Genomic DNA, 25574 nt, shown 5'->3' with positions numbered 1-25574 from the left:
TGGTGCATTCCATCTTCCATCCCCACTAAAGAGCACGCACGCCGCTTCACGTCGGCGTTCGGAGGAAAGAGGTACAAATGGGCTACCGTGTCGTCGTCGCAGGCGCCACCGGCAATGTCGGTCGCGAAATGCTCAACATCCTGGCCGAGCGGGAATTCCCGATCGACGATCTCGCCGTGCTGGCGTCGTCGCGCTCGACCGGCGACATGGTCGACTTCGGCGAGACCGGCAAACAGTACAAGGTCCAGAACATCGAGCATTTCGATCCCACCGGCTGGGACATGGCGCTGTTCGCGATCGGCTCCGAAGGCAGCGCGAAGTACGCGCCGAAGTTCGCCGCCGCCGGCTGCACGGTGATCGACAATGCCTCGCTCTACCGCATGGACCCGGACGTGCCGCTGATCGTGCCGGAAGTGAACCCGGAGGCGATCGACGGCTACAAGGTCCGCAACATCATCGCCAACCCGAACTGCTCGACCGCGCAGATGGTGGTGGCGCTGAAGCCGCTGCACGACGCCGCGAAGATCAAGCGCGTGGTGGTCGCGACCTACCAGTCGGTGTCGGGCGCCGGGAAGGCGGGCATGGACGAGCTGTTCAACCAGAGCCGCGCGATCTTCGTCGGCGACCAGGTCGAGCCGTCCAAGTTCACCAAGCAGATCGCCTTCAACGTGATCCCGCACATCGACAGCTTCCTCGACGACGGCTCGACCAAGGAAGAGTTCAAGATGGTCGCCGAGACCAAGAAGATCCTCGATCCCAAGGTCAAGGTCAGCGCGACCTGCGTGCGCGTGCCGGTGTTCGTCGGCCATTCGGAAGCGATCAACATCGAGTTCGAGAACGAGATCTCGGCCGAGGAAGCGCAGAACATCCTGCGCGAGGCGCCGGGCATCATGCTGGTCGATAAGCGCGAGGATGGCGGCTACGTCACGCCGATCGAGTGCGTCGGCGAATACGCCACCTATGTCAGCCGCGTCCGCGAGGATTCGACCGTGGAGAACGGCTTGTCGCTGTGGTGCGTGTCCGACAACCTTCGCAAGGGCGCCGCGCTCAACGCGGTGCAGATCGCGGAGCTGCTCGGCCGCCGGCACCTGCAGAAGGCGTGATCTTTCGCATCTCCTCCCTCGGCGAAGCCGGGGGAGGAGATGCTTTTCTCACAGCCGCGGCAGGGTCACCCCGCGCTGGCCCATATATTTGCCGGCGCGGTCGGCATAGCTCGTCTCGCAGGGCTGTTCGCCCTTGAGGAACAGGAACTGGCACGCGCCTTCGTTGGCGTAGATCTTGGCCGGCAGCGGCGTGGTGTTGGAAAACTCCAGCGTCACATGGCCTTCCCATTCGGGTTCCAGCGGCGTCACGTTCACGATGATCCCGCAGCGCGCATAGGTCGACTTGCCGAGGCAGATCACCAGCGTGTCGCGCGGCACGCGGAAATACTCCACCGTGCGGGCCAGCGCGAAGCTGTTCGGCGGGATCACGCAGACATCGGTCTTGCGATCGACAAAGCTGTTCGCGTCGAAATTCTTCGGATCCACCACCGCGCTGTCGACATTGGTGAAGATCTTGAACTCGTCCGCCACCCGCGCGTCATAGCCGTAGGAGGAGAGGCCGTAGCTGATGCAGCCCTCGCGCCGCTGGCTCTCGACGAAGGGCTCGATCATGTTGTGGTTGAGCGCCTGCTCGCGAATCCAGCGGTCGGATAGAATGGACATGGCGCGGGTAGTGCGGGGGAGGGGGCGCGGCGTCAAGTTTGGGGGCGGCCGGCACCTCTCCCCCATCGTCATTACGGCGAAAGCCCAAATCCATTGAGGTCTCCGTCGCGGCCCTTTCTCCAGCCGAGTGGCGAATGGATCCCGGCTTTCGCCGGGATGACGGCTTCCTAAAGAGCGATGGCTCCCCTTCAAACGATCCCCAGATCGCCCGGCCCGAACGCGTGCGGCAGCAGCTCGGACAGGCGGTAGCTTGCCACCGCGTCGCCCTCGGCCGCGCCGCAATGGACGGGCAGGTCGCGCTTGCCGAGCTGCGCTGCCTCGTTGATCACCTGCCGGCAGCGGCCGCAGGGGCTGACCGGCGTCAGGCCCGTGGGCACCCCGTCCGGACCGATCGGCCCGCCGATCACCGCGATCTCCGCCACGTCGCGCAGGCGACCCTGCGCCGAGACCGTCGCCAGCGCCACCGTCTCGGCGCAGAGCGACAGGCCGTAGCTGGCATTCTCGAAATTGGCGCCCGTCACCACCGTGCCGTCGGTCAGCAGCACCGCCGCGCCGACGCCGAAGTTCGAATAGGGCGCGTGCGCATGGCGCGCGGCGGTGCGGGCGGCTGCGATCAGCGCGCGGGTGTCGGTGGTCATGAAACTCATCCCTTGATGTGAAGCACGCAGATCAGCGTGAACAGCCGCCGCGCGGTATCGAAATCGATATCGATCTTCCCCTCCAGCGCGGTGCGGAGCAGCTCGGCGCTGTCGTTGTGGATGCCGCGCCGGGCCATGTCGACCGTCTCGATCTGCGCGGGCGTCGATGCGCGGATCGCCTGGTAATAGCTGTCGCAGATCGCGAAATAGTCGCGGATCGGCCGGCGGAAGCGGGCGAGGCCGAGCACGATCGTCTCCAGCAGGCTGTCGTCGGCGCGCTTGATCGAAAGCGCGAGCCGGCCTTCCTCCACGCTGAGGTGCAGCTTGTACGGCCCGGCATAGCCATCGGCATGCGCACGCTGGGAGGCGAAGTGATTGTCCTCGAGCAGATCGTAGATCGCGATCCGCCGTTCCTGCTCGATATCGGCCGAGCGCCACAGGATGGTGCGCTCGTCGAGGGTCACGTCGATGATCCGCGGATCGGCCATAGGCCGCAGCTTTGGAAGCATTCCCCGTTTTCCACAAGCCATGCCGGTTGCCGTACCCCCCGCAGTGGCCGATGAGGAACGCATGGCACAGCCGATTCCCTTTCCTGCACCCGAGCCCCAAGAGGGCCTGAGTCTCCCGCAAAATGTCGAAGCCGAAGCAGCCCTGCTCGGCGCGATGATGATCGACAACCGAGTCGCCGAGGACGTGCTCCAGAAGCTGCGACCCGAACATTTCTTCGAGCCGCTGCACGGCCGCATCTATGAGCAGATCACGGTGCTGGTGGGCGACAACCGCCTCGCCACCCCGGTGACGCTGCGCCCGCTCTTCGCCCACGACGTGGCGATGAAGGAGCTGGGCGGCCCGGCCTATCTCGCCCAGCTGACCGGCAACCCGGCCAGCCTGATCGGCGCGCGCTCCTTCGCCGACCAGATCTACGATCTCGCCCAGCTGCGCGCGCTGGTCGATGTGGGCCGCGGCATGGTGGAGGGCGCGCTCGACACCAGCCAGGACATCAATCCCTCCAAGCAGATCGAGCAGGCCGAGCTCAAGCTCTACCAGGTCGCCGAGCAGGGCGATACCGATGCGGGCGTGAAGTCCTTCACCCGCGCCGCGACGCTGGCGGTGAAGCAGGCCGAAAAGGCGATGAACTCGGGCGGCGGCATCTCGGGCATCACCACCGGGCTGAGCGACCTCAACGCCTCGACCGGCGGTTTCAACCGATCGGATCTGCTGATCCTCGCCGGCCGACCGGGCATGGGCAAGACCTCGCTCGCCACCAACATCGCGTTCAACGCCGCCAAGCGCTACATGGACGATCTCGACGCCGGGATCGCCGAGGACAAGTCGATCGGCGCGCCGGTGGCGTTCTTCAGCCTCGAAATGTCGGCCGACCAGCTGGCGATGCGTATCCTGTCCGAGCAGGCCGAGGTCGTCTCGGAAAAGCTGCGTACCGGCCAGCTGAGCAACGCCGAGTTCCAGAAGTTCGCGCGCGCCGCGGGCGATCTGGAACGGCTGCCCTTGTTCATCGACGATACGCCGGGCCTCACCATCGCGGCCCTTCGCACCCGCGCGCGGCGGCTGAAGCGCCAGCACAAGATCGGCATGGTGATCGTCGACTATCTCCAGCTGCTCACCGGTTCGGCCAAGGCCTCGGGCGACGGGCGCGTGCAGGAAATCTCGGAGATTTCGCGCGGCCTGAAGACGCTGGCCAAGGAACTCCACGTGCCCGTGCTGGCGCTCTCCCAGCTGAGCCGCGCGGTGGAAAGCCGCGAGGACAAGCGCCCGCAGCTCTCCGACCTTCGCGAATCCGGCTCGATCGAGCAGGACGCCGACATCGTGCTGTTCGTGTATCGCGACGAATATTATCACGACTTCAAGGCGCCGACGAAGGTCCCCGACGGCACCGAGACCGCCGAGGAGCGCATGGCCTATGAGGAATGGCAGGCCAAGCAGCTGGAAGTGGCGAACAAGGCGACGGTGATCATCGCCAAGCAGCGCCATGGTGCCACGGGCTCGGTGCATATGCGGTTCGACCGGCAGTTCACCAAGTTCAGCGATCTGGCGCCGGAGGGGTATTGAGAAGGACTAGCGGAGCAGCCTGCCAAGCCCCTCCCCTTCAGGGGAGGGGTTGGGGTGGGGGACACCACTTGGAGCGCGGGATTCGTTTCCCGGTCATGCCCCACCCCCAACCCCTCCCCTGAAGGGGAGGGGCTTAGCAGGCTGCTTCATTAGCCTTCGTTTCGAGGCGGGACCATAATCGACAGGTCCACACGGAAGAGCTCTGGTAAGGTCTCAAGAGTCTTGAGTGACCAGGCTGGATAATCCAGCAACCTTCTAAGCTGATCTGGATCTGGCTTGAGGCCCTCACTTCGCGCAGCCATGGCGATCGCTCTATCCGCTCGAGCAGCGTTTCCCTTGTTCCAAAAGCCTACTAGATTTTCATAAACTTTAGGATCGCTGAAGAGAAACTGGCTCTCACGCATCTTTGTTCCAAATGATCTTATGCGCTCCTCTGCGCCTAAGTCGGAATCTGGTAAAGCCGTGATATGGATCAGAAATTCGGTCGTAACTTCGAAAGTTTCGAGGCGCCTTTGGAATAGATCTGCTCGCAGCTTTGATTCTTCGAGTTCAACCTGTCGACTCAAGACTTCTGATTGCTTTTCAGATATGTCTGCCTGTCGCTTGGCTATGCCCGCTTGCTTAAGCCCGATGATCGAAGCTCCTAGCACTGCGGCTAACCCTGTCGTAAGCGTCGAGAAGGATTGCCAGTCGAACTGGCACCAGTGAATGGTACCTAAGCTGCACGACAATTCTTAGTTCTCCTTGAGAGGTGCGAGGAGGTATAAATCGTTCAACGTCGATGTCTGTAAGGATATCAAACACTCGTCCCCACAAGCCTTCCGATCCCCGCGGTCAGCGCCATCGCCAGCGCGCCCCAGAACACCACCCGTATCACCGGCTTGAGCGGCTTCGCGCCGCCGGTGATCGCGCCCAGCGCGCCGAGCAGGGCAAGGAACAGGATCGATCCCGCCGCTTCGCCTGCTGCCATCCAGCGCATCGGCAGCAGCGCGGCCAGCAGCAGCGGCAGCGCCGCGCCCGCCGTGAAGGTCGCCGCAGAGGTGAGCGCGGCGACCACCGGGCGGGCGGTGGTCATCTCGGTGATGTGCAACTCGTCGCGGGCATGGGCCTCCAGCGCGTCATGCGCCATCATCTGCTCGGCTACCGTGCGCGCGGTCGCGGGATCGACGCCGCGGCCGACATAGATGGCGGTCAGCTCGGCCAGCTCTGCCTCGGGCGTGGTGGCGAGTTCCTGCCGCTCGCGGGCGAGGTCGGCGCGTTCGGTATCGGATTGCGAGCTGACCGAGACATATTCGCCCGCCGCCATCGACATCGCCCCCGCCACCAGCCCCGCCACGCCCGCGACCAGCAGCGCGGGCCGCCCGGCGCCCGAGGCGGCGACGCCGAGGATCAGGCTGGCGGTGGAGACGATGCCGTCGTTCGCGCCCAGCACGGCGGCGCGCAGCCAGCCGATCCGGGCGACGAGATGCTGTTCGCGGTGCGGTCGCATGGGGTTCCTCCGGCGTTGGTGGCGGGAGGATGGGGCGGCGGCGCGCGCGGGGCAATGGGGGAGTTCCCGTGGGGCGGGGGCGTCCCTCTCCATCGTCATCCCGGCGAAAGCCGGGATCCATTCGCCACTAGGGCGCAGCAAGAGCCGAGGCGGCGACCCCAATGGATCCCGGCTTGCGCCGGGATGACGGCTGAGGGCTGAGGGCCGGGGGCCTCGGCTCAATCCCTGAGCGTCAGGAACGCCACCACGCCCGCCGCGACGGCAAGCCCCGAACACACCAGCGCCGCTACGTGGAACCCGCCGACCAGCGCCGCGCCGGTCTGCGACAATACCGCGCCGGCCAGCGCGGTTGCGACCAGCCCGCCGGTCCGCGCGATCGCGCTGTTGAAGCCCGAGGCGGTGCCCGTGAAGCGATCGTCGACCGAGGCGAGCACCGCCGTGGTCAGCGGCGCCACCGCGCCCGCCATGCCGAGCGACAGCACCAGCATCCCCGGCAGGATGCTCGTCCAGTAGTTCCCCTGCGGATCGGCGCCGGAGAGCAGCCAGAAGCCCAGCCCGGTGACGATCGGCCCGATCGACAGCGGCAGCCGCCCGCCGATCCGCGCCGCCAGCCGCCCGGCGAAGCGCGACGACACGCCGATCACGATCGAGAAGGGCAGCAGCGCGAGCCCCGCCTGTGCCGGCGGATAGCCGCCGCCGACGATCAGCAGATAGGGCAGCAGCAGGATCAGCCCGCCCAGCGCGCCGTAGAGCAGCAGCGTCAGCACGGTAAGGCCGACGAACGGCCGCGATCCGAACAGCGCCAGCGGCATCATCGCGCGCTCGCCCAGCCGGTGCTGGTGGAGCACGAAGCCCACGAGCAGCGCGACGCCGCCGACCAGGCCGATCGCGGCCTCGGTGGAGACGGCATGGCTGCTCGACCAGAGGGTCAGCGCCCAGGTCAGGCTTCCCAGCCCGGCGGTGGCGAGGGCCGCGCCCAGCCAGTCGAGCCCGCCCTTGCCGCGCGGGCTTTCGGGCACATAGCGCCAGGCGATGGCGATCGCGGCGGCTGCGACGGGCAGGTTCAGGTAGAAGATCGCGCGCCAGCCGACCGCGTCGACCAGCCAGCCGCCGAGCGGCGGGCCGACGGCGGAGGCGATCGCGCCGGCCGAGGCCCAGGTGCCGATCGCCCGTCCGCGCGCCTCGCCGTGGAAGCTGCTGCCGAGCAGGCCGAGGCTGTTGGGCATCAGGATCGCCGCACCGATCCCCTGCAACGCGCGCGAGGCGAGCAGCAGGTCGGTGCCCTTCGACAGCGCGCAGCCGAGCGAGGCGATCGCGAAGACGACGACGCCGAGGATCAGCATCCGGCGTCGGCCGAAATAGTCGCCGGTAGCACCCCCGAACAGCAGCAGCGCGGAAAGCGGGAGGAGATAGGCGTTGATGATCCAGGGCAGGGTCGCCGGATCGGCGGCAAGGGTCTTGCCGATGGTGGGCAGCGCGACGTTGGTCACCGATCCGTCGAGAAACGCGAGGCTGGAGGCGCACATGCACGCCGCGATGATCCAGCCGCCATGGCGGGGGGCGGACGGGGCGGTGTCGCTCATCGGCGGGGGAGGCTCTGCATCGCGCCGCTGTAGCGGGGGCGGGGAGGGAGGGCCAGCGGGTGTCGGCAGGGTAGTATCCTCCCCCTGGCGGGGGAGGATCAGCGGAGGGTCAGAACCGCGTGCGCAGCGTCAGGCCATAGGTGCGCGGCTCGGCGAGGAACGATCCGAACATCGCGTTCCCGGCCGCAAAGCTCGGCGCCCCGAATGCCTGGACCTGCGAACGGCTGCCCGCGCCCTGGAAGGGCAGGTTGAACGCGACCTGCTGATAGTCGGTATCGAGCAGGTTCTGTGCCCACAGCTCCACCGCCCATTTCTCGTCCGGCCCGCGCACGCCGATACGGGCGTTCATCGTGACGAACCCGTCCTGCAGCTTCTCGACGAACAGGTCCGACCCGGTGTTGTAGTCGCTGGTCATGCGGCCATCGACATAGAGCAGGCCGGTCATCCCGTCGCTGCCGATCGACGGCGTCCAGGTGACCGCACTGGTGACGGTGTTGCGCGGCGCATTCGACATCTGGCTGCCGGGGAGCAGGAACAGTGCCGAATTGAGCGGCTCGCCCGCCCTGGAGCCGACCAGGTCGTGCTGGTACTTGGCGTCGGCCAGCGTGTAGCCGAGGTTCACCGTGAAGTTGGAGGTGGGGTAGAAGCCGAGCTCGAGCTCGACGCCCTGCGTCACCACGCCCTTGCCGACGCTGCCGGTGCAGGCGCCCGTCGCGGTGCTGTTGTCGCGGTCGGCGCCGTTCAGCGCGGTGCTGCAGCCGCCGATGTTCTGGACGATGTAGCTGGTGCCGTTGAAGGTGTTGAGCTGGAAGTTGGTGAATTCCGAGCGGTACAGCGCCACGTTGGCGGTGACGTGCCGGGAGCTGTACTTCGCGCCCAGTTCGAAGGCATTCACCGTCTCGGGGTCGAAGCGCAGGTTGTTGACCGCCGACTGGCGGGGGGTGGCGAACACCGTCGTCGACAGGTCCGAGCGATCGAGATTGTAGCCGCCCGCCTTGTAGCCGCGCGCGTACGAGGCATAGAAGAGCGTGCTCTCGGCCGGCTTCCACGAGAGCACCGCGGTGCCGGTAAGCTGGCCTTCCTTGAACTTGTCGGAGAAGGGCACCCCGGTCAGCGCCGAGGTCGAGTTGCCGGTGCAGGTCAGCGTGACGATGCCGCCGGCCAGCGATTGCAGCGTGGCGTTGGTGCTGGCGAGCAGCGGCGCCATCGCCGCCTGCTGTGCGGGGCACACGGTGTTGTTGTTGTTGAACGCCGCCTGCAGCGACTTGCTCTCGTGCGTGTAGCGCGCGCCGAGCGTGAAGCTGAGCGACTTGGTCAGCTTGTAGATATTGTGGGTGAAGAAGGCCCAGTTCTCGCTGGTCTGGTCGTACAGGTCGAGCGTCGAGCCCCGGTCGTTGAGCGTGCTCAGCCGGTCGATGCCGCCGATGATCTGCGGGCCCACCGCCGGGGTGAGCACGGCGCGGCCGGCGGCACTGAGGCAGCCGGGGCGGCTGGGGTCGCGCAGCGCTGCCGCGGGGTTGATCGTCGCCACCATGCGGCACGCGGCGAACGCGCCATACTGCGTGCCGAAGCGCAAATTGTCGGCCACGCGCAGCTTCTCATGCGCGTAATAGCCGCCGACCAGCCAGTCGAGCTTGTCGCCCAGGATCGTGCCCGAGAAGCGGCTTTCGTGGCTGAAGGTGTGGAACTGGCGGTACGCGTTGCCGTCGTTGGGGCGATAGGCGATGTCGACATTGCCATAGTCGATGTCGCCGGCACCCGCCGACTTGTACTCGCGATAGGCGGTAAGCGAGGTCAGCTGGGTTGCGCCGAGGTTCCATCGCACGCGTGCCGAGATGCCGTAATCGGTGGTGAGATTGGCATAGGCGCGGCCGGGCGTGAGCGCGATCTGGCGGTTATAGGGCGCGTTCTCGCTCGGCAGCACGCCGCCCATGCTGCGCAGGATCGCGGTGATGCGGTTGCCTGCCGGGTTGATCGCGAAGTCACCGGGCACGCCGGGCGTGGGATCCAGCTTCTCGCGCGTGTCCATATAGACGGCGCCGCAGCATTTCTCGTTGCGGTGGGTATAGTCGGCGATCAGGCGGATGCCGAGATCGGGATTGACCGTGAACAGCAGCTGGCCGCGGACGAAATAGCGGTTGCGGTCGTTGTAATCGGTGTTGTTGACGACGTCGTGCAGATAGCCGTCGCGCTTCGAATAGACGCCGTCGATGCGGAAGGCGACGAGGTCCTTCACCACCGGGCCGGTCAGCGCGCCTGACAGGCGCACGGCGTTGAAATTGCCATAGGTCGCCTCGGCAAACCCGCCGAACTTGAACTCGGGCAGCTTGGTGTAGATGCTGATCGCGCCGGCCGAGGAGTTGCGGCCGGACAGGGTGCCCTGCGGCCCGCGCAGCACCTCGATCCGCTCGATCTCGCCCATGTCGTTGAGGCCGGATCCGGTGCGGCTGCGATAGATGCCGTCGATGAACACCGCGACCGAGCTTTCGAGGCCGGGATTGTCGCCGACCGTGCCGATGCCGCGCACCCGCGCCGAGGCATTGGCCTCCGAGCCGGTGGACGAGACCAGGAGCGACGGCGCGATCTGCGTCATCTGGCGAATATCGGTTGCGCCCGAATTCTGGAGGGCAGCCTGGCCGAACGCCGAAACCGCGATCGGAACGTTCGAAAGGCGTTCGGAACGGCGCGTTGCCGTCACGACGATGTCGGCCGTGTTGGGCGATTCCTCGGCTTCGGCAGGCGTGTTGGCCGCCGAGCCGCGCAGATCCTGCGCCGCGGCCGGTGTGGCAAGTGCGAAAACCCCGGCGGACAGCAAGAACGCACATTTCGACATGTCGGCTCCTCTCTTTTCCCAAGCTTTTGCTTTGGTTTGATTGCCTGATTTGCCGAAAGAGCCATAAATTTCGGTGAACGTCTCCTCGGGTTTTCGACGGGGGGGCTTATTACACGCGCGTACGCTACCCGGCCGGCAGGCCGGGATCCGGATCAGCGGCGCGGAGTATCGGCCGCGAGCGCCTCGCTGGCCTTCAGTGCGAACAGTGCCGTAACCGCGGGGCTGCCCGGGTCGACACGTGCCGGTGTTCCTAAAGCTGCCCGTGCGGGGCGCGGGAATGCGCTTGCCGGCCAGCCGGACCTGCCGGGTGCGAGCAGTGCGCGGACCTGCTCGGGCAGGCCTTCGGGAATCGCGGTGCGGGTCGCGACCAGCGCGAGCGCCGCCAACGCCGTGGTAAGCGGATCGCTGCCGTCCACGCCCCAGCCGCCATCTGCCCGGCGGCTGTCGTGCAGGAAGCCGGCGGCGCGGGCCACGGCCGGATGGTTGGGCATTACCGCCCCGAGCAGCCGCAATGCCTGCCAGCTGCCGTAAAGGCCGTCGCCCCCGGCCCAGCGTCCGTCCGGCTGCTGCCGTTCGGCCACCCAGCGGGCACCCGCCACGACCATCCCGAGAAAGCGCCGCGCATCCCAGCGCGCCAGCCCGTAGACGAGGCTTGCGATTGCCTCCACCGCTTCGGGCGACGCATCGTCGGGCAAGGCCCAGGCGGGGATCGCGCCGTCTGCCTCGGCATAGGCGAGCAGTATCGCCAGCGGCGGTGTGCAATGGGCGACGATCAGGTCGCGCCTGCCGAGCCGGGCGAGCAGGAGCAGGGCCTGCGCGAGTGCCGCCACGTCATCAGGCGCATCGCGCAGACGGGTTGCAACGCCGGCCCGCGCCGTGTCCTCTGCCGGGTAGCGCTGCAAGATGGCGTGGATCGTACGAGCGATCCGCGGATGTTGGGGCTCCACCCCGGCGTCGAGCAGAGCGTCCGCGATCATGGTGTCGACAAACAGGCCCCCAGCATCGGCCCGCATCGTCGCGACCGGCAACGCATCCCCGCCGAGGCCGCGATGCGGCGCTTCTTCGATCGGACGCGCGCCGCCCTCGAGCAATTCGGCGACCGCGCGCCGTGCGATCCGCTCGCGCGGTGCAGGGCTGCACGGTGCTGCGGACAGGGCGGGGTCGCAGGAGCGAGCGTGGAGGCGCGTGGCCGCCTCGCTTGCACATCCCGCCCGATCCGGCGTCGCGGCCAACGGGGGCCGGGACTGCTCGGGCGCTTTCGGTCCGCAGATGTGCATCGCACCCCCTCCAGCATCTTTCCGACGCGCACCGCCGAGGACGAGGCCACCGCAACCGGCACGCCGGTTAGGGATTCAGCCGATGATCGCGCGTTCCTGCAATGTTCGGGGCATGCATCGCGCAGCCTGTGCCGCTTTGAAATGGGGAAGCTGGTCCGGAACGGAGAGGTGTACGCTCTGCGACGCCCTTCGAACCTGTTGTCGTGCCTCTCGTGAGGCGCGATTTTCAGGCTCCGGAGCTGCGTCCCCGCCGGATTTCGGAATCCTCCATTGCGGGGCATCTGCGCTGTTGGCCCGAGCGCGCTGCTGGACTGCATCGTGGAGAAGACCGGTGTTCCTGTCCCACAGGGTGCTTGCTCTCCCCCGGCGGCGCGGTATGCGCAACGCGGGGCCATTTTCGGGATCAAGTGCATGAAGCGTCGGAATTTGTTGCGAGAGTCCGGCGGCAGGTCTGCCTGGATGACGGTCGGGCTCGTCATCGGGCTGGCCTTCTTCCTCGTCAGCGGCGGGCTGGCCTATCGCAACGTGGTCGCGCTGGGGGAAAGCGATGCTGCCATCCGGCACAGCCACACGGTGCTGATCGCGCTCGACGAGCTTCTCTCGACGGTCCAGGATGCGGAGACCGGTCAGCGCGGCTATCTGCTCACCGGCGGGCAAAGCTATCTCGAACCCTATACCAGGGCCACCGAAACGCTGGACCTGCGCCTGGCGCGACTGCAGAAGCTGGTCAGCGACAACGACGTGCAGCAGAGCAACATCGTGCAGCTGCGCCGCCAGCTCGACGCCAAGCTGGGCGAGCTGCGCGAAACCATCGAGACCCGGCGCAAGGAAGGCCTGGCCGAGGCACTTGCGATCGTGACGACGGATCGCGGCAAGAACAGCATGGACGCCATTCGCGCCCAGCTCGCGGTCATGGCGCAGGAAGAGGGGCGGCTCCGCCAGGAGCGTCTGGAAGACATGGCCAGCGCGTCGCGCGCGGCCATCGCCAGCGGGGTGATCTCGAGCCTGATCGGGTCTGCGCTGACGCTGATCATCTTCGTGCTGCTCCGTCGCAATCTTCGCGCCCGGGCAAGGGAGGAGTGGCTGCAGAACGGCCTGCTGGGCATTTCGGCCGCGGTGCGCGGCGACCGATCGGTCGAAGACATCGCGGAGTCCGTGCTCGGCTATCTTGCCGACAAGCTCGGGTTTCAGGCGGGCGCGCTGTTCAAGGGCGAGGCCGGGCATTTCGAGCGGGTCGCGACGCTCGGCGTACCGGGCGATGCCGATGTGCCCGAGGCGTTCGGGCTGCGCGAGGGGCTGCTGGGGCGGGTCGCGGCGGAAGGCGTGCCGATCCTGCTCGACGACGTTCCCGATCATTATCTGGAGATCGGCTCGGCTTTCGGCAGCGACAAGCCGCGCCACCTGCTGATCGTGCCCGCCAAGGCCGATGACATCGTGAACGCGGTGCTCGAGCTGGGCTTCTTCTACCCGACCGATCCGCTGATGCTGGAGCTGCTGGAGCGGGCGTCGCCGGTGATCGGCGTGGCGCTGCGTTCCGCGCGCTTCCGCGCCCGGCTGCAGGACGCGCTGGAAGAGACCCAGCGCCAGGCCACCGAGCTGCAGACCCAGAGCGAGGAGCTGCAGGTCAACAACGAGGAACTGGAGGAGCAGGGCCGTGCGCTGCGCGAATCGCAGGCGATGCTCGAGCAGCAGCAGGTCGAGCTGGAGCAGACCAACAGCCAGCTGGAGGAGCAGGCCCAGGCGCTGGAAAGCCAGCGTGACGAACTGGAGCGCGGCAGCGCCGCGCTGCTCGTCAAGACGCGCGAGCTGGAACAGGCCAGCCAGTACAAGAGCGACTTCCTCGCCAATATGAGCCACGAACTGCGCACGCCGCTCAATTCGCTGCTGATCCTCGCCAAGCTGCTGGGCGACAACGGGCCCGCCACGCTCACTGCCGAGCAGGTCAAGTTCGCCCGCACGATCGAATCCTCGGGCAACGACCTGCTCACCCTGATCAACGACATTCTCGACCTGTCGAAGATCGAGGCAGGCCATGTCGACATCCGCCCCGAGCCGGTGAGCCTGGTGCGGCTCGGCACCGATCTGCGCCAGGTCTTCCAGCCGGTGGCGGAACAGCGCGGGCTCGATCTGGAGATCGTGTTCGACGAGGCGGCGCCGCGCGGGATCGAGACCGATCGGGTGCGGCTGGAGCAGATCCTCAAGAACCTGCTGTCGAACGCGCTCAAGTTCACCGAGAAGGGCTCGGTGCGGCTGCAGGTGCGGGCGCTGGGCGACCGGATCGCCTTTGCGGTCCGCGACACCGGCATCGGCATCTCGCCGGAGCAGCAGCGGATGATCTTCGAGGCCTTCCACCAGGCCGACGGCACGATCAACCGCCGCTATGGTGGTACCGGCCTGGGCCTGTCGATCTCGCGCGAGCTGGCGCGGCTGCTCGGCGGCGGCATCACGCTGGAGAGCCGTCCGGGCGAGGGCAGCACCTTCACGCTGACCCTGCCGGCCAGCTACGATCCCGCCGAAGTGGCCCCGCGCCAGGCGCCGCCCGCCGCCGATGCGCTTGCCGCGCCGGTGCCGGAGCCCGCGCCGATGGCCCTCGCTGCGCCGCCCCGGCGCGCCGCGCCCGCTGCCGACTGGGCCCTGGGGGACGATCGCGACGCGCTCACCCCGGGGGGGCGTCACCTGCTGGTGATCGAGGACGATCCGGTCTTCGCATCGATCGTCTGCGACCTTTCGCGCGAACTGGGCTTCCAGTGCCTGATCGCCAACACCGCCGACGAGGCGCTGCATCTTGCCCGGACCTATCGGCCCAGCGCGGTGGTGCTCGATCTCGGCCTGCCCGACCAGTCGGGGCTGATCGTGCTCGACCAGCTCAAGCAGGAGGACGCGACACGGCACATCCCGATCCACGTCATCTCCGCGGCGGACCAGAGCCAGACGGCGCTGTCGCTTGGCGCGGTCGGGTATCACATCAAGCCGATCAAGCGCGAGCTGTTGGCGGAAGTGCTCCAGAACCTGCAGGAACGCACCGCCAGCCGCATGCGCCGGGTGCTGATCGTGGAGGACGATCCTGTCCAGCGCGACGCGGTCGCCAGGCTGCTCCAGACCGACGATGTCGAGACCGTCGGCGTCAGCACCGCCGCCGAGTGCCTGGAGATGCTGCGCAGCCAGACCTTCGACTGCATGGTGCTCGATCTCTCGCTGCCGGATGCCTCGGGCTATTCGCTCCTCGAGACGCTGAGCGAGGAGGATGGCGCCCACAGCTTTCCGCCGGTGATCGTCTATACCGGCCACGACCTCAGCGCCGATGACGAGCAGAAGCTGCGCCGCTATTCGAGCTCGATCATCATCAAGGGCGCGAAGTCGCCCGAACGGCTGCTCGACGAGGTTTCGCTGTTCCTCCACCAGGTCGTCTCGGAGCTGCCGAGCGCGCAGCAGGAAATGATCCATGCCGCGCGCCGCCGCGACGCGGTGCTGGAAGGGCGGCGGGTGCTGATTGTCGAGGACGACGTGCGCAACGTCTACTCGCTTACCAGCGTTCTGGAGCCGCGCGGCGTCCTGGTCCGCATCGCGCGGAACGGACAGGAGGCGCTCGACGCACTGGCAGCGGCTGCGGCGGATCCGGCCCAGGCCGTCGATCTGGCGCTCATGGACGTGATGATGCCGGTGATGGACGGTCTCACCGCCACCCGCGAGATCCGCAAGGATCCGCGCTGGGCCAGGCTGCCGATCATCATGCTCACCGCCAAGGCGATGCCGGACGACCAGGAGCGCTGTATCGAGGCCGGCGCCAGCGACTACATGGCCAAGCCGATCGACGTGGACAAGCTGCTGTCGCTGGTCCGGGTTTGGATGCCGCGATGAGCAAGGAGACGCCCGAACCCGATATCGACGATATCGAGATCGAGCTGCTGCTCGAGGCGCTGTTCCGGCGCTATCACTACGACTTCCGCCATTATGCCCGCGCCTCGATCAAGCGGCGACTGATCCAGGCGCGCGGGCGGCTGGGTATGACGAGCTTCTCCGCGCTGCAGGAACGGCTGCTGCGCGATCCGGAGATGCTGGCCAAGCTGCTCAACTACCTTACCGTGCAGGTGAGCGAGATGTTCCGCGACCCCAGCTATTTCCGGGCATTGCGCGAGAAGGTGATCCCGCACCTGCGGACCTACCCGTCGCTCAAGGTCTGGATCGCCGGGTGCAGCAACGGTGAAGAGGTCTACTCGCTGGCCATCCTGTTCCGCGAGGAGGGGCTGGAGCAGCGGACGCTGTTCTACGCCACCGACATCAACCCCAAGGCGCTCAAGGCGGCGGAGGCGGGGGTGTACCCGCTCGACCAGATCCGCAAGTTCACCGAGAACCACCAGAAATCGGGCGCGCGCACCTCGTTGTCCGATTACTATGTCGCTGATTATGACCGGGCGATCTTCGACAGCAGCCTGCGCGCCAACGTCGTCTTCTCCGATCACAGCCTGGCGACCGATTCGGTGTTCGCCGAGATGCACCTGATCTCGTGCCGCAACGTGCTGATCTATTTCGATCGCGGATTGCAGGAACGCGCGGTGGGGCTGTTCGAGGAGTCGCTGGTGCGTCGCGGTTTCCTGGGGCTCGGCCGCAAGGAGAGCCTGCGCTTTTCCGATCATGCCGCCGGCTTCAGCGACTTCGTCCGGGAGGAGAAGATCTACCAGCGGCGCGACCGATGAACGGCGCGGTGGTGATCGGCGGATCGGCAGGGGCGGTGCAGGCGCTGCTGACGCTGCTGCCCGCGCTGCCGGCAGACTTCGCGCGCCCGGTGCTGATCGTCGTCCATGTGCCGCCCGATCATGACCACGGTCTGGTGACGCTGTTCCAGGCGGGGTGCGCGATGCAGGTCTGCGAGGCCGAGGACAAGCAGGTGCCCGAGCCCGGCACCATCTATTTCGCGCCGGCCAACTACCATCTGCTGGTCGAGCCCGATGGCAGCATGGCGCTGTCGGCCGACGATCCGGTGAACCACAGCCGGCCCGCGATCGACCTGCTGCTCGAAAGCGCCGCCGACGCGCTGCGCAGCCGCCTGATCGCGGTGCTGCTCACCGGAGCGAACCAGGATGGCGCCGAGGGGCTCCGCGCCGTCTTCCGTGCGGGCGGCGCCGCGATTGTCGAGGATCCCGAAACCGCGCGGGTGCCGACCATGCCCGCCGCCGGCCTCGCCCTGTGCCCGGAAGCTACCCGCCTGGCGATCGACGCCATTGCCCCATACCTCCTTCGATTGGCCTGAGCCGCATGTCCGCCCCTGATCCCGTGAAGTTCCTGCTCGTCGACGATCTCGACGAGAACCTGCTGGCGCTGGAAGCGCTGCTGCGGCGCGACGGCCTTGAATGCCTGAAGGCGCGCTCGGGCGAAGAAGCGCTCGAGCTGCTGCTCGTCCACGATGTCGCGCTGGCGCTGCTCGACGTGCAGATGCCCGGCATGGACGGGTTCGAACTCGCCGAGTTCCTGCGCGCCAATGAGCGGACCCGGCACATCCCGATCATCTTCCTCACCGCCGGCAGTGCCGACGCCCAGCGTCGCTTCCGCGGTTACGAGACCGGGGCGGTCGACTTCCTGCAAAAGCCGGTCGATGCGGCGATCCTGCGTTCGAAGAGCAACGTGTTCTTCGATCTCTACGAGCAGCGCCGCCAGATCACCGCCCAGCGCGACGCGCTGAAGCAGATGACCCAAAGCCTTCAGCTCGCCGACCGGCGCAAGAACGCGTTTCTCGGCATGGTCGGGCACGAGCTGCGCAACCCGATCATGGCGCTGGGCGCGGGGCTGCATCTGCTCAATCGCAACCGCACTGGAGAAGCAGCCGAGCAGGTGCGCGGCCAGATGGGGCGTCAGATCGATCACATGACCCGGCTGATCGAGGACCTGCTCGACGTGGCGCGGATCGACCAGGGCAAGATCGTGCTGCGCGCCGATCGCATCGATCTGGCCGACGCGGTGGCGCTGGCGGTGGAGATCAGCCGCCCGCAGATCGAGGCACGCGAGCATCGGCTGACGATCGAGCTGCCGCAACCGCCCGTCTGGCTGTACGCGGACGCCGCGCGCATCGCCCAGGTGGTGAGCAACCTGCTCGCCAATGCGGCCAAGTATACGCTGCCGGGCGGCGCCATCCGCCTCGTCGCGCGGCGCGAGGGCGCGCAGGTTGCGATCGAGGTCAGCGACACCGGGGTCGGCATCCCGCCGGAGATGCAGGCGCGGGTGTTCGACCTGTTCGCGCAGGTGGAGCGCGGCGGCGAGCAGCCCGACGGTCTCGGCATCGGGCTTGCGCTGGTGCGCCAGCTGGTGACGCTGCATGCGGGCACGATCGCGCTGAAGGAAAGCGTGGTGGGGCAGGGCTCGACGTTTCTGGTGCGGCTCCCCTGCGAGGATCCTCCCAAAGAGGATGATTCTGGAGCCGCTAGCGCGAATAATTAGCAATAAGCATTGCAAACGATCGCTGGGACGTTACTCGCTGTTGCGATTGATTCGCATATAAGGGGGTATCGTGTCGCGTTTGAAAGCAGCGTTGGCCGCAACCATCGCCTTGGTTTCCAGTCCGGCCCTTGCGCAGGAGCAAGGCCCTGTGGAGCGGGGTGAGGGCGACGAGATCACCGTCACCGGGCGCGCGCAGCGGCTGTACAGGGTAACGGAGACGACCGTCGGCAAGGCCGCCGAAGACCCGATGAACATCCCCCAGGCTGTCCAGGTCATCAACGCGGAGCTTTTCGCGGACCAGGGCGCGCGGGACGCGACGGATATCTACCGCAACATCTCGGGCGTCACGGCGTTCAGCTATGCCGGTGTCACCTTCCGGGGATTCCGCCAGGACCAGTCCTTCTACGATGGCCAGCGCGGCAATCCGTTCATCGGGTTTTCGGTCCCGCAGCTGTTCAACATCGAGCGTGTGGAGGTGCTGAAAGGGCCTGCCGGTCTGTTCTTCGGACCCGGATCGCCCGGCGGCATCATCAATTATGTGTCGAAGACCCCCGCGGACAGGACCGGCATGCGCGCGGTGGTGACCGGCGGCACCTATGACCGCATCGGCATTTCGGCCGAGGCGACCGGACCGGTCGATGCAGGGGGGATCGTCACCTACCGGCTGGGCGGCTTCTATGAGTCGATGGATCCCTATCGTCGCAACACCCAGAACAAGTCGCGCATCGGCGACGGCGGCCTTGCGATCCGGACCCATCCGGGCGGCAAGCTCACCCTGCAGGCCACGGTGTACGACAGCCGCTACCAGGCCAATCGCCTGCGCGGCGTGCTGGTGGACAATGACGGCAACTTCCTGGCCGGCATCGACTGGAACGCCAACGAGAAGACCGATTTCCTTCACCTGCGGTCCGAGGCCTACCAGGCGCGCTACGCGACCGCGATCGGCGACCGGGTGACGTTCGACGTCGGCGCCCGCTACTTCACGGCGACCGAGACGCAGCAATATCACGAACCCCGCGGGCTGGATCCCGCCAACCCCGATCTGGTCCGCCGCGAATTCCGCGACCAGATCCGCCCGGTGGACGGCCTGTCCTTCATGGCCAATCTGACCGCCCGGGTGGCGCTGCTGGGGGTGGAGCACAAGTTCCAGGCGGGGGCCGACTGGTATCGCGAGACGAGCATCCTGCGCTCGCGGATCCTGCGTGCAGGGGTGACGTCGCTCAGCCTGAGCAACCCGGTCTACGGCGCCGCTGCCGGCGACGCGGCGCGCGCGGCATCCTTGCCCTTCACCGTCACCGATACCCGCAGCCGCCGCAAGGGCGCGTACCTGCAGGACCAGATCAGCCTCACCGATGCCCTGCTGCTCGTCGCCGGCGTGCGGTACGACCGGTTCGAGGACGGGGTCACCACGAGCACCGGCGCCACCGTCTCCGGGCGATCCCACTATGCCGATGGCGATATGACGTTCCGCGGCGGCGCGATCTTCAAGCCGCGCAAGGACGTGTCGCTCTATGCGAGCTGGTCGCAGAGCTTCGAGCCGCAGGCGGCCGCCGATCAGGATCGCAACGCGGGCGGCCCGTTTGCGCCGGTGACGGGGAACCAGCTGGAAGGCGGCGTGAAGACCCAGCTGTTCGGGGGGCGGCTACAGGCGAATGCGGCGGCCTATCGCATCCTCCGCCGGAACATCCTCCAGGTCGATCCTACCCGGTCCCCGGTCAATGGCGTCGATCCGCTCGCGCCGATCGGCGCGGTGACCAGCAAGGGGTTCGAGCTCGATCTCACCACCGATCTCACGCCGAACTGGGTATTGATGGCCAATTACGGCTATAACGACACCCGCATCACCGGGACCGCACCCGGCCAGGCAATCACCAACGCCGTTGGAGACCGCTTTGCCAACGCGCCCCGCCACCAGCTCGGTTTCTGGACGCGCTATCAGGTGCCGGCGATCAAGGCAGCGTTCGCCGTCGGCGGCGAGCATGTCTCCCGCCGCATCAGCCTCTCCGGCCAGACGGTGAAGCCCTATACGGTGTTCGACGCCTCGATCACCAAGGGATTGGGCTTTGCCGAGCTGCTGCTGCGCGTCGACAACCTGTTCGACACGGTCTACGCCGCATCTGGCTTTTCGGCGCAGAGCGGGCACTTCCCCGGCGAGCCGCAGACCTTCCTGACCGAATTGCGCCTCCGCTTCTGATCGTGGCCAGACAAGGCAAGGAAAAGCCGCGCTCCTTGTGGTGGCGGGTGCACAGCTGGGCGGGGCTGAAGCTGGCGCTGTTCATGACCTTTGTCCTCGCCACCGGCACCCTGGCGGTCTTCGCGCACGAGATCGACTGGCTGGTGACGCCCGCGATGCGGGCAACGCCGCAGTCCCGCCCTACGGCAAGCTGGGGCACGCTGGCCGCGGCCGCCGCTCGCGCCGAGCCCTCGGGCAGGCTGCAGGTCTTGTACGCGCCCATCGACCCTTGGTTCACGGCGGAGGCCTGGGTCGACCTGGGGAGAGGCGCGCCGACGCGCGTCTATGTCGATCCCTGGAGCGGCCGCGTCACCGGTACGCATGGCTGGGCCAACGTGCATCGCTTCCTTCGGCAGGTGCATCGCCATCTCATGCTGCCGACGCGCATCGGCGTTCCGATCGTGACCACGCTATCGCTGCTGCTCCTGGCGTCGCTCATCACGGGGCTGGTGACCTACAAGAAGTGGTGGCGGGGGTTCTTCCGGTTGCCCCGGGGCGGGGACCTCCGTCGGCTGAGCGGGGACGTGCACCGGCTGGGCGGATTGTGGAGCCTCTGGTTCGTCACGCTCATCGCCGTCACGGGTCTGTGGTATCTGGTGGAAAGCCTGGGCGGCAACGCTGCCGTCCCCAAGCTGCCGCAATCGACAACCACCGCCCCGGTGCCGACCGGCGCTGCGCTCGACCGCCTGGTGGCGACCGGGCTGCGCGCGCGTCCGTCGCTCGACATCCGCGAGATCCGGTTCACGAAGCGGAATGGGATCCTCCTGCTCGGCCAGGACCATGCGTGGCTGGTACGCGATCGCGCCAACGTGGTGGCGATCGACGCAGCGACCGGCGCCGTCCTGACCTCCCTCGACGGGCGCAGTCTCGACGTGCACCAGCGCATCTCCGAAATGGCGGATCCGCTGCATTTCGGGACCTTTGGCGGGCTGGCGACCAAGATGCTCTGGTTCCTGTTCGGGATGATCCTGACCGGCCTTTCGGTGACCGGCACGATCATCTACGCGAAGCGCCTCGCAAGGGCGGACCCGCAGCGGCGCGGTGCCGGCCGCATCGCCTGGGCCGGCATGGGCGCCTGGGGCTATCTGGGGCTCGGGCTGGTACTGCTGGCGCTGGTGCTGACCCCGGGCGCGATCGCCGGCGGAAGCTGACGTCTGCGGCGCGGTATGATGGCATCGTGGTGAGGACGGTGCTCGATCCTTTGCCGCCGCGCCGATGCGCGTCGATCGTCGTGCTCCCTTCCTGCCTTTTCCGACGCGTCGCGGCTTGAGCTTTAACGCCTATGCCGATAGTGATGATACATCATATCATTTTGCGAGGAACGTTGGTTGGTGTCCATCAACTCTGCCGGTTACGGCCGCGCGCTGAAGTCTCCAGGGCTAAGCCGGGCTTTCCCGGTACGAAGCGAGAAGGCCGTGCGTCACCACGCGCTTCCCGATTTCGTGCCGGAAGGGGAGCCGGCGGCATGAGCGCTTCGGCGGAGAAGCGCTTTGCGGCGCCCGCTGTTGCGGTCGAGCGCGGCGATCCCACCGTGCTCGATGCCGTGGCGCGACCGGAGGTGCACCTGGCGGTGTGGAACCGCCCGCTTCCCCTTGCGCTCGCCTGGCTGCCGCAGCTCGACTGGACGAAGATCGACGATCTCGACTTTGCGACGACGCTGGACGCGCTGGACGCGGACGTGGGCGAGGGGCTCGCGGAGGCGGGCTACCCGGCGGGCGCCCGCGGTGACGCGCTGGCCGAGGAAATCGTCGGCCATGCCCGCCGCTTCGCCGCGATCCTGAAGGTCGATTCCCTCAACATCCGGCTCGAAGTGATCGAGACGGACGGCTGCCGCAAATTCCATGCAGATCATGTGACGGCGCGGCTGCTGACCACGCTGGTGGGATCGGGCACGCAGTGGATCCATGGTGACGCCGACTGCGACACGCCGATCCGCCAGATGCGCACCGGCGACGTCGCCATCTTCAAGGGCCGGCTTGCGACAGAGGTCCCGGCGATCCTCCATCGCTCGCCGCCGATCGGCGACACGGGCGAGACGCGCCTGCTGCTCGCGATCGATCCGGCTCCCGCGCCGAGGCTGCCGGAATGAGCGGCGTAATGGCGGGCGAAGAGGCGCTGATCCCGGTCAGCGTGCTCACCGGGTTTCTCGGCAGCGGCAAGACGACGCTGCTCAACCACCTGGTGCGGATGCCGGAACTGCGCCGGGCGCTGGTGATCATCAACGAGTTCGGTGCGATCGGCCTCGACCATGACCTGATCGCACGATCGAACGAGGACATGGTGGTCGAGATGATGGGCGGCTGTCTGTGCTGCACCATCCGCGGCGACCTCCGCGCCACCCTGCGCGACGCGCCCTGGCGGTTCGCCCGCGAAGGCCGCTGCTGGTTCGACCGCGTCGTCATCGAGACGACGGGCCTCGCCGATCCCGCGCCGATCCTGCACACGCTGATGACCGATCCGGAGCTGCGGACGCTCTATCGCCTCGACGGCGTGATCACCACGGTGGATGCGTTCAACGGCATGGCGACGCTAGACACGCAGGAAGAGGCGGTGCGCCAGGCGGCGGTTGCCGATCGCCTGGTACTCACCAAGATCGATCTCCTGTCCAGCGACGCGCGCCGCGCGGTCGAGGCGCGGCTGCGCGCGATCAACCCGGCGGCGCCGATCGTGCCGGTGCTCCAGGGCGTGGTCGAGCCCGACCGGCTGTTCGATGCCGGCCTGTACAATCCGGCGACCAAGAGCAACGACGTACGGCGCTGGCTGCAGGCCGAGGCCTATGACACCGCGCACGGGCATGACCATGCGCATCACGAGGCGCATGGCCACCATCACGCGCACGACGTCAATCGTCATGACGATCGTATCCGCGCGACCTGCCTGACCTTCGACGCGCCGCTGCGTGCCGAGGCGTTCGAGCGCTGGATCGACATCCTCACCAGCCTGAAGGGCGCGGACATCCTCCGCGTGAAGGGGATCGTGCACCTGCGCGATCATCCCAGGCCGGTGGTGGTGCACGGGGTGCAGCACCTGTTCCACCCGCCGGTGGAGCTGGACGGCTGGCCCTCCGACGATCGGCGGACGCGGCTGGTGTTCATCACCCGCGACATCACCGCCGATCAGCTGCGCGGGACCTTGTCGCTGATGACGATCGGGCTCGAGCGCTTCGGGCTGCAGGGACTGGTGGAGCAGATCCCGACGCCGGGGATCGCAGGCGGCATGATGGGGGGCGGCCGGGCCTGACGGCGGCCGCCCCGTGGCGCTCCGCTACCGCGCCGCGTTGTTGCTCCGGTCGCGGTCGGGCAGCTTGTGGTCGGGATCGATTTCCGCCCGCACCACGCGTTGCGGGCCGGGAACGTAGACGTCGGTGCTGGCCGTTCGGATCCACGTCTCGGCCGGCAAGGCGATGTCGCGCTTCGAACCGTCGGCGAAGGTGACACGCAGCGTGGCCGGCATCACCATCGGGTCGCGGTTCTCGACTGTCACCAGCGAGCCTGCGCCATCGCGTGCCGGGCTGATCCGGGTGACTGCCTGGTCGAGCGTCCAGTTGTGAACATACCAGCCGCGCCACCACCAGCTGAGGTCCTCGCCGCTGGCATCCTCCATCGCGCGGAAGAAGTCGGCGGGCTTGGGATGCTTGAAGGCCCAGGCGGCGATGAAGCGGCGGAAGGCGGGATCGAACCGATCGGGCCCCAGGATCTGCTCGCGCAGCAGGGTGAGGCCCAGCGCCGATTTGAAATAGGTCACCGCGTGCCGGTATTTCTCGGTCACCGTGTCCGCGCGCGAAAGGATCGGCGGCGCGTTCGGGTCGGCGAGCACCGGCAGGATCTCGTCCACCGGATTGCGGCCGCCTTCGGCATATTCGCTGTCGCGCTTTGGCCCATATTCGCCGTGGTTGAAGGCATCGGATTCGTAGACATCGATGAAGGTGTTGAAGCCTTCGTCCATCCAGGCATCCCGCCGCTCGTCGAAGCCGACGATCATCGGGAACCAGCTATGGCCGATCTCGTGTGCGGTGATCCAGAAGAGCTCCTTGCCGGTATCCTCGATCCCGTCGAACACGATGCCGGGATATTCCATGCCGGTCGCGATGCCGGCGACGTTGACCGCGTTCGGCCAGGGATAGGGATACCAGCGGCGCGAGAATTCCTCGACCGCGTGCTTGAGATATTCGGTCGAGCGGCCCCATTTGTCGGGCCCCTGGCTCTCCGCCGGATAGACCGACATGGCCAGGCCGGTTCGGCCGCCCGGCAAGTTCATCCGCGCGGCATCCCAGGCGAAGGCGGACGAGGCCGCAAAGGCGACGTCGCGGCTGTTCTCCATGCGGAAATGCCAGGTGAGCGTGCCGTCCTGCCGGGGGCGGGAGGCTGGGGTGCCGATCTCGCCGGGCGCGATCACCTCGACGGTCGCGTCGCTGGTCCGCGCCTTGGCGAGCCGCGCCCGCTGGGTGGCGGTGAGCACGTCCTGCGGGTTCTGCAATTCGCCCGATCCGGCGACGATCATGTTTGCGGGCAGCGTCACCCAATAGTCGAAGTCGCCATAGTCGAGGTAGAATTCCTGGGCGAGATAGGGGAGCGGGTCCCAGCCGCGCAGATCGTCATAGACCGCCATGCGGGGATACCATTGCGCGATGTTGTAGACCTCGCCGTCCCGCGCCTTGCCCCAGGCCATGCGGCCACCCCATTCGCCCGGAATGGTGAAATGGTAGCGGATGCGCAGTGTGAGCTTGCCGTGCAAGGGCAATGCCGCGGGCAACGGCACCTGCATGCGCGTGTCCGAGATCACGGGCGTGACGGCGATCGTCTTGCCGGCGGACAGCAGCTCGACCGCCTCGATCACCATGCCGTCGGTGGTGCCGCCGGGCACGCGCCCGCTCGCCACCGCACCGCGCGACCCTGGTCGGTAGAGATTCTGGTCGAGCTGGAGCCACAGATAGTCGAGCCGGTCGGGGCTGTTGTTGGTGTAGGTAATCGTCGCCGTCCCGCGGATCTGCTTGGCGGCCGGATCGAGCGTCGCGTGGATCTGGTAGTCCGACCGGTTCTGCCAATAGGCCGGACCGGGCATGCCGTTCGCGCTGCGGATCGTGGTGGCGGCGCTGGGCAGCGCAAGCGGCGCGAAGGCGACGGCGGGATCGTAGCGCGTCTGTGCGGCGGCGGGCAGGGCAGCGAGGGCAAGCGCCCCGGCAAGAGGATAGGCCGGATGTTTCAGCGGAGGGCTCCGTTTGTCTCGAAGGGCAAGCATAGGAAGATGTGTCGTACCGTCCACCGATTTGGTGCGGCCCGACAGGCGGCGTTTGGCCTCTTGCGGATCACGCGCATATAG

At 67.3% G+C, this 25574-nt stretch carries 19 protein-coding genes; 10 read left to right on the top strand and 9 right to left on the bottom strand.

The features are described 5' to 3' along the window. Positions 1-77 precede the first annotated feature (77 nt). Complete coding sequence (locus SPI01S_RS01670) at positions 78-1103, top strand: aspartate-semialdehyde dehydrogenase (protein WP_066717090.1); 1026 nt, start codon at positions 78-80, stop codon at positions 1101-1103. Positions 1104-1151: 48 nt separating this feature from the next. On the opposite strand, the gene dcd is transcribed toward SPI01S_RS01670, so the two are convergent. From dcd to SPI01S_RS01655, 3 genes are all read right to left on the bottom strand, one after another. Continuing rightward, entirely contained in the window at positions 1152-1706 is a 555-nt protein-coding gene (gene dcd / locus SPI01S_RS01665) for a dCTP deaminase (RefSeq protein ID WP_066717087.1), read from the bottom strand. A gap of 188 nt (positions 1707-1894) precedes the next feature. After that, positions 1895-2344 carry a cytidine deaminase gene (locus SPI01S_RS01660; RefSeq protein WP_066717663.1) on the bottom strand — a complete coding sequence of 150 codons (450 nt, stop codon included), beginning with the start codon at positions 2342-2344 and terminating at the stop codon, positions 1895-1897. A gap of 5 nt (positions 2345-2349) precedes the next feature. Beyond that, positions 2350-2832, bottom strand: a complete 483-nt coding sequence (locus SPI01S_RS01655) for a UPF0262 family protein (RefSeq protein WP_066717085.1) — start codon at positions 2830-2832, stop codon at positions 2350-2352. Between the two features lie 82 nt (positions 2833-2914). On the opposite strand from SPI01S_RS01655, the gene SPI01S_RS01650 reads away from it, so the two are divergent. After that, complete coding sequence (locus tag SPI01S_RS01650; protein WP_066717660.1) at positions 2915-4411, top strand: replicative DNA helicase; 1497 nt, start codon at positions 2915-2917, stop codon at positions 4409-4411. Between the two features lie 149 nt (positions 4412-4560). Here SPI01S_RS01650 and SPI01S_RS22075 read toward each other — a convergent pair whose 3' ends face one another. The 5 genes from SPI01S_RS22075 to SPI01S_RS01630 all read right to left on the bottom strand — a co-directional run bounded on the left by SPI01S_RS22075 (position 4561) and on the right by SPI01S_RS01630 (position 11548). After that, positions 4561-5142 carry a hypothetical protein gene (locus tag SPI01S_RS22075; protein WP_157084513.1) on the bottom strand — a complete coding sequence of 194 codons (582 nt, stop codon included), beginning with the start codon at positions 5140-5142 and terminating at the stop codon, positions 4561-4563. A 65-nt stretch (positions 5143-5207) separates the two neighbouring features. Continuing rightward, complete coding sequence (locus SPI01S_RS01645) at positions 5208-5900, bottom strand: VIT1/CCC1 transporter family protein (protein WP_066717083.1); 693 nt, start codon at positions 5898-5900, stop codon at positions 5208-5210. Between the two features lie 218 nt (positions 5901-6118). Next, positions 6119-7483 carry an MFS transporter gene (locus SPI01S_RS01640; RefSeq protein WP_066717081.1) on the bottom strand — a complete coding sequence of 455 codons (1365 nt, stop codon included), beginning with the start codon at positions 7481-7483 and terminating at the stop codon, positions 6119-6121. A gap of 109 nt (positions 7484-7592) precedes the next feature. Next, positions 7593-10316 (bottom strand): TonB-dependent receptor, encoded by a 2724-nt coding sequence (locus SPI01S_RS01635; protein WP_066717078.1) that lies wholly within the window; start codon positions 10314-10316, stop codon positions 7593-7595. 152 nt (positions 10317-10468) lie between these two features. Beyond that, positions 10469-11548 (bottom strand): hypothetical protein, encoded by a 1080-nt coding sequence (locus tag SPI01S_RS01630; protein WP_218017568.1) that lies wholly within the window; start codon positions 11546-11548, stop codon positions 10469-10471. 456 nt (positions 11549-12004) lie between these two features. On the opposite strand from SPI01S_RS01630, the gene SPI01S_RS01625 reads away from it, so the two are divergent. The 8 genes from SPI01S_RS01625 to SPI01S_RS01590 all read left to right on the top strand — a co-directional run bounded on the left by SPI01S_RS01625 (position 12005) and on the right by SPI01S_RS01590 (position 23495). Next, the gene (locus SPI01S_RS01625; RefSeq protein ID WP_066717071.1) at positions 12005-15451 is read left to right on the top strand and encodes a response regulator; all 3447 of its coding nucleotides are present in this window, start codon (positions 12005-12007) and stop codon (positions 15449-15451) included. Further along, positions 15448-16287, top strand: a complete 840-nt coding sequence (locus SPI01S_RS01620; RefSeq protein WP_066717657.1) for a CheR family methyltransferase — start codon at positions 15448-15450, stop codon at positions 16285-16287. The genes SPI01S_RS01625 and SPI01S_RS01620 overlap by 4 nt, the downstream gene beginning before the upstream one ends. Continuing rightward, positions 16284-16841, top strand: a complete 558-nt coding sequence (locus tag SPI01S_RS01615) for a chemotaxis protein CheB (RefSeq protein ID WP_066717069.1) — start codon at positions 16284-16286, stop codon at positions 16839-16841. Before SPI01S_RS01620 ends, SPI01S_RS01615 begins: the two co-directional genes overlap by 4 nt. Before the next feature lie 5 nt (positions 16842-16846). Then, complete coding sequence (locus tag SPI01S_RS01610; RefSeq protein ID WP_066717067.1) at positions 16847-18022, top strand: hybrid sensor histidine kinase/response regulator; 1176 nt, start codon at positions 16847-16849, stop codon at positions 18020-18022. Positions 18023-18170: 148 nt separating this feature from the next. After that, positions 18171-20216, top strand: a complete 2046-nt coding sequence (locus tag SPI01S_RS01605) for a TonB-dependent siderophore receptor (protein ID WP_245653430.1) — start codon at positions 18171-18173, stop codon at positions 20214-20216. Positions 20217-20218: 2 nt separating this feature from the next. Further along, positions 20219-21406 carry a PepSY-associated TM helix domain-containing protein gene (locus SPI01S_RS01600; RefSeq protein WP_245653429.1) on the top strand — a complete coding sequence of 396 codons (1188 nt, stop codon included), beginning with the start codon at positions 20219-20221 and terminating at the stop codon, positions 21404-21406. Between the two features lie 314 nt (positions 21407-21720). Next, positions 21721-22344 (top strand): DUF1826 domain-containing protein, encoded by a 624-nt coding sequence (locus tag SPI01S_RS01595; RefSeq protein ID WP_066717060.1) that lies wholly within the window; start codon positions 21721-21723, stop codon positions 22342-22344. Continuing rightward, positions 22341-23495, top strand: a complete 1155-nt coding sequence (locus tag SPI01S_RS01590) for a CobW family GTP-binding protein (protein WP_066717057.1) — start codon at positions 22341-22343, stop codon at positions 23493-23495. Before SPI01S_RS01595 ends, SPI01S_RS01590 begins: the two co-directional genes overlap by 4 nt. Before the next feature lie 24 nt (positions 23496-23519). Here the strand turns inward: SPI01S_RS01590 and SPI01S_RS01585 are convergent, their stop codons facing one another. Further along, positions 23520-25493: a M1 family metallopeptidase gene (locus SPI01S_RS01585; RefSeq protein WP_157084512.1), complete on the bottom strand. Its 1974-nt coding sequence runs from the start codon at positions 25491-25493 to the stop codon at positions 23520-23522. Between the last annotated feature and the right edge of the window lie 81 nt (positions 25494-25574).

Origin of the sequence: Sphingomonas pituitosa NBRC 102491 (assembly GCF_001598435.1) — a bacterium.
GTDB lineage: Bacteria > Pseudomonadota > Alphaproteobacteria > Sphingomonadales > Sphingomonadaceae > Sphingomonas > Sphingomonas pituitosa.
The sequence above is the reverse complement of the archived record's forward strand: the minus strand, read 5'-3'. Positions and strand labels throughout refer to the sequence as shown.

What these genes read in the sequence shown, in the direction of transcription:
- SPI01S_RS01670 (WP_066717090.1), top strand. Translation starts at nt 78, where the DNA reads ATGGGCTACCGTGTCGTCGTCGCAGGCGCCACCGGCAATGTCGGTCGC.
- dcd (WP_066717087.1), bottom strand. Translation starts at nt 1,706, where the DNA reads ATGTCCATTCTATCCGACCGCTGGATTCGCGAGCAGGCGCTCAACCAC.
- SPI01S_RS01660 (WP_066717663.1), bottom strand. Translation starts at nt 2,344, where the DNA reads ATGACCACCGACACCCGCGCGCTGATCGCAGCCGCCCGCACCGCCGCG.
- SPI01S_RS01655 (WP_066717085.1), bottom strand. Translation starts at nt 2,832, where the DNA reads ATGGCCGATCCGCGGATCATCGACGTGACCCTCGACGAGCGCACCATC.
- SPI01S_RS01650 (WP_066717660.1), top strand. Translation starts at nt 2,915, where the DNA reads ATGGCACAGCCGATTCCCTTTCCTGCACCCGAGCCCCAAGAGGGCCTG.
- SPI01S_RS01645 (WP_066717083.1), bottom strand. Translation starts at nt 5,900, where the DNA reads ATGCGACCGCACCGCGAACAGCATCTCGTCGCCCGGATCGGCTGGCTG.
- SPI01S_RS01640 (WP_066717081.1), bottom strand. Translation starts at nt 7,483, where the DNA reads ATGAGCGACACCGCCCCGTCCGCCCCCCGCCATGGCGGCTGGATCATC.
- SPI01S_RS01635 (WP_066717078.1), bottom strand. Translation starts at nt 10,316, where the DNA reads ATGTCGAAATGTGCGTTCTTGCTGTCCGCCGGGGTTTTCGCACTTGCC.
- SPI01S_RS01625 (WP_066717071.1), top strand. Translation starts at nt 12,005, where the DNA reads ATGAAGCGTCGGAATTTGTTGCGAGAGTCCGGCGGCAGGTCTGCCTGG.
- SPI01S_RS01620 (WP_066717657.1), top strand. Translation starts at nt 15,448, where the DNA reads ATGAGCAAGGAGACGCCCGAACCCGATATCGACGATATCGAGATCGAG.
- SPI01S_RS01615 (WP_066717069.1), top strand. Translation starts at nt 16,284, where the DNA reads ATGAACGGCGCGGTGGTGATCGGCGGATCGGCAGGGGCGGTGCAGGCG.
- SPI01S_RS01610 (WP_066717067.1), top strand. Translation starts at nt 16,847, where the DNA reads ATGTCCGCCCCTGATCCCGTGAAGTTCCTGCTCGTCGACGATCTCGAC.
- SPI01S_RS01595 (WP_066717060.1), top strand. Translation starts at nt 21,721, where the DNA reads ATGAGCGCTTCGGCGGAGAAGCGCTTTGCGGCGCCCGCTGTTGCGGTC.
- SPI01S_RS01590 (WP_066717057.1), top strand. Translation starts at nt 22,341, where the DNA reads ATGAGCGGCGTAATGGCGGGCGAAGAGGCGCTGATCCCGGTCAGCGTG.
- SPI01S_RS01585 (WP_157084512.1), bottom strand. Translation starts at nt 25,493, where the DNA reads ATGCTTGCCCTTCGAGACAAACGGAGCCCTCCGCTGAAACATCCGGCC.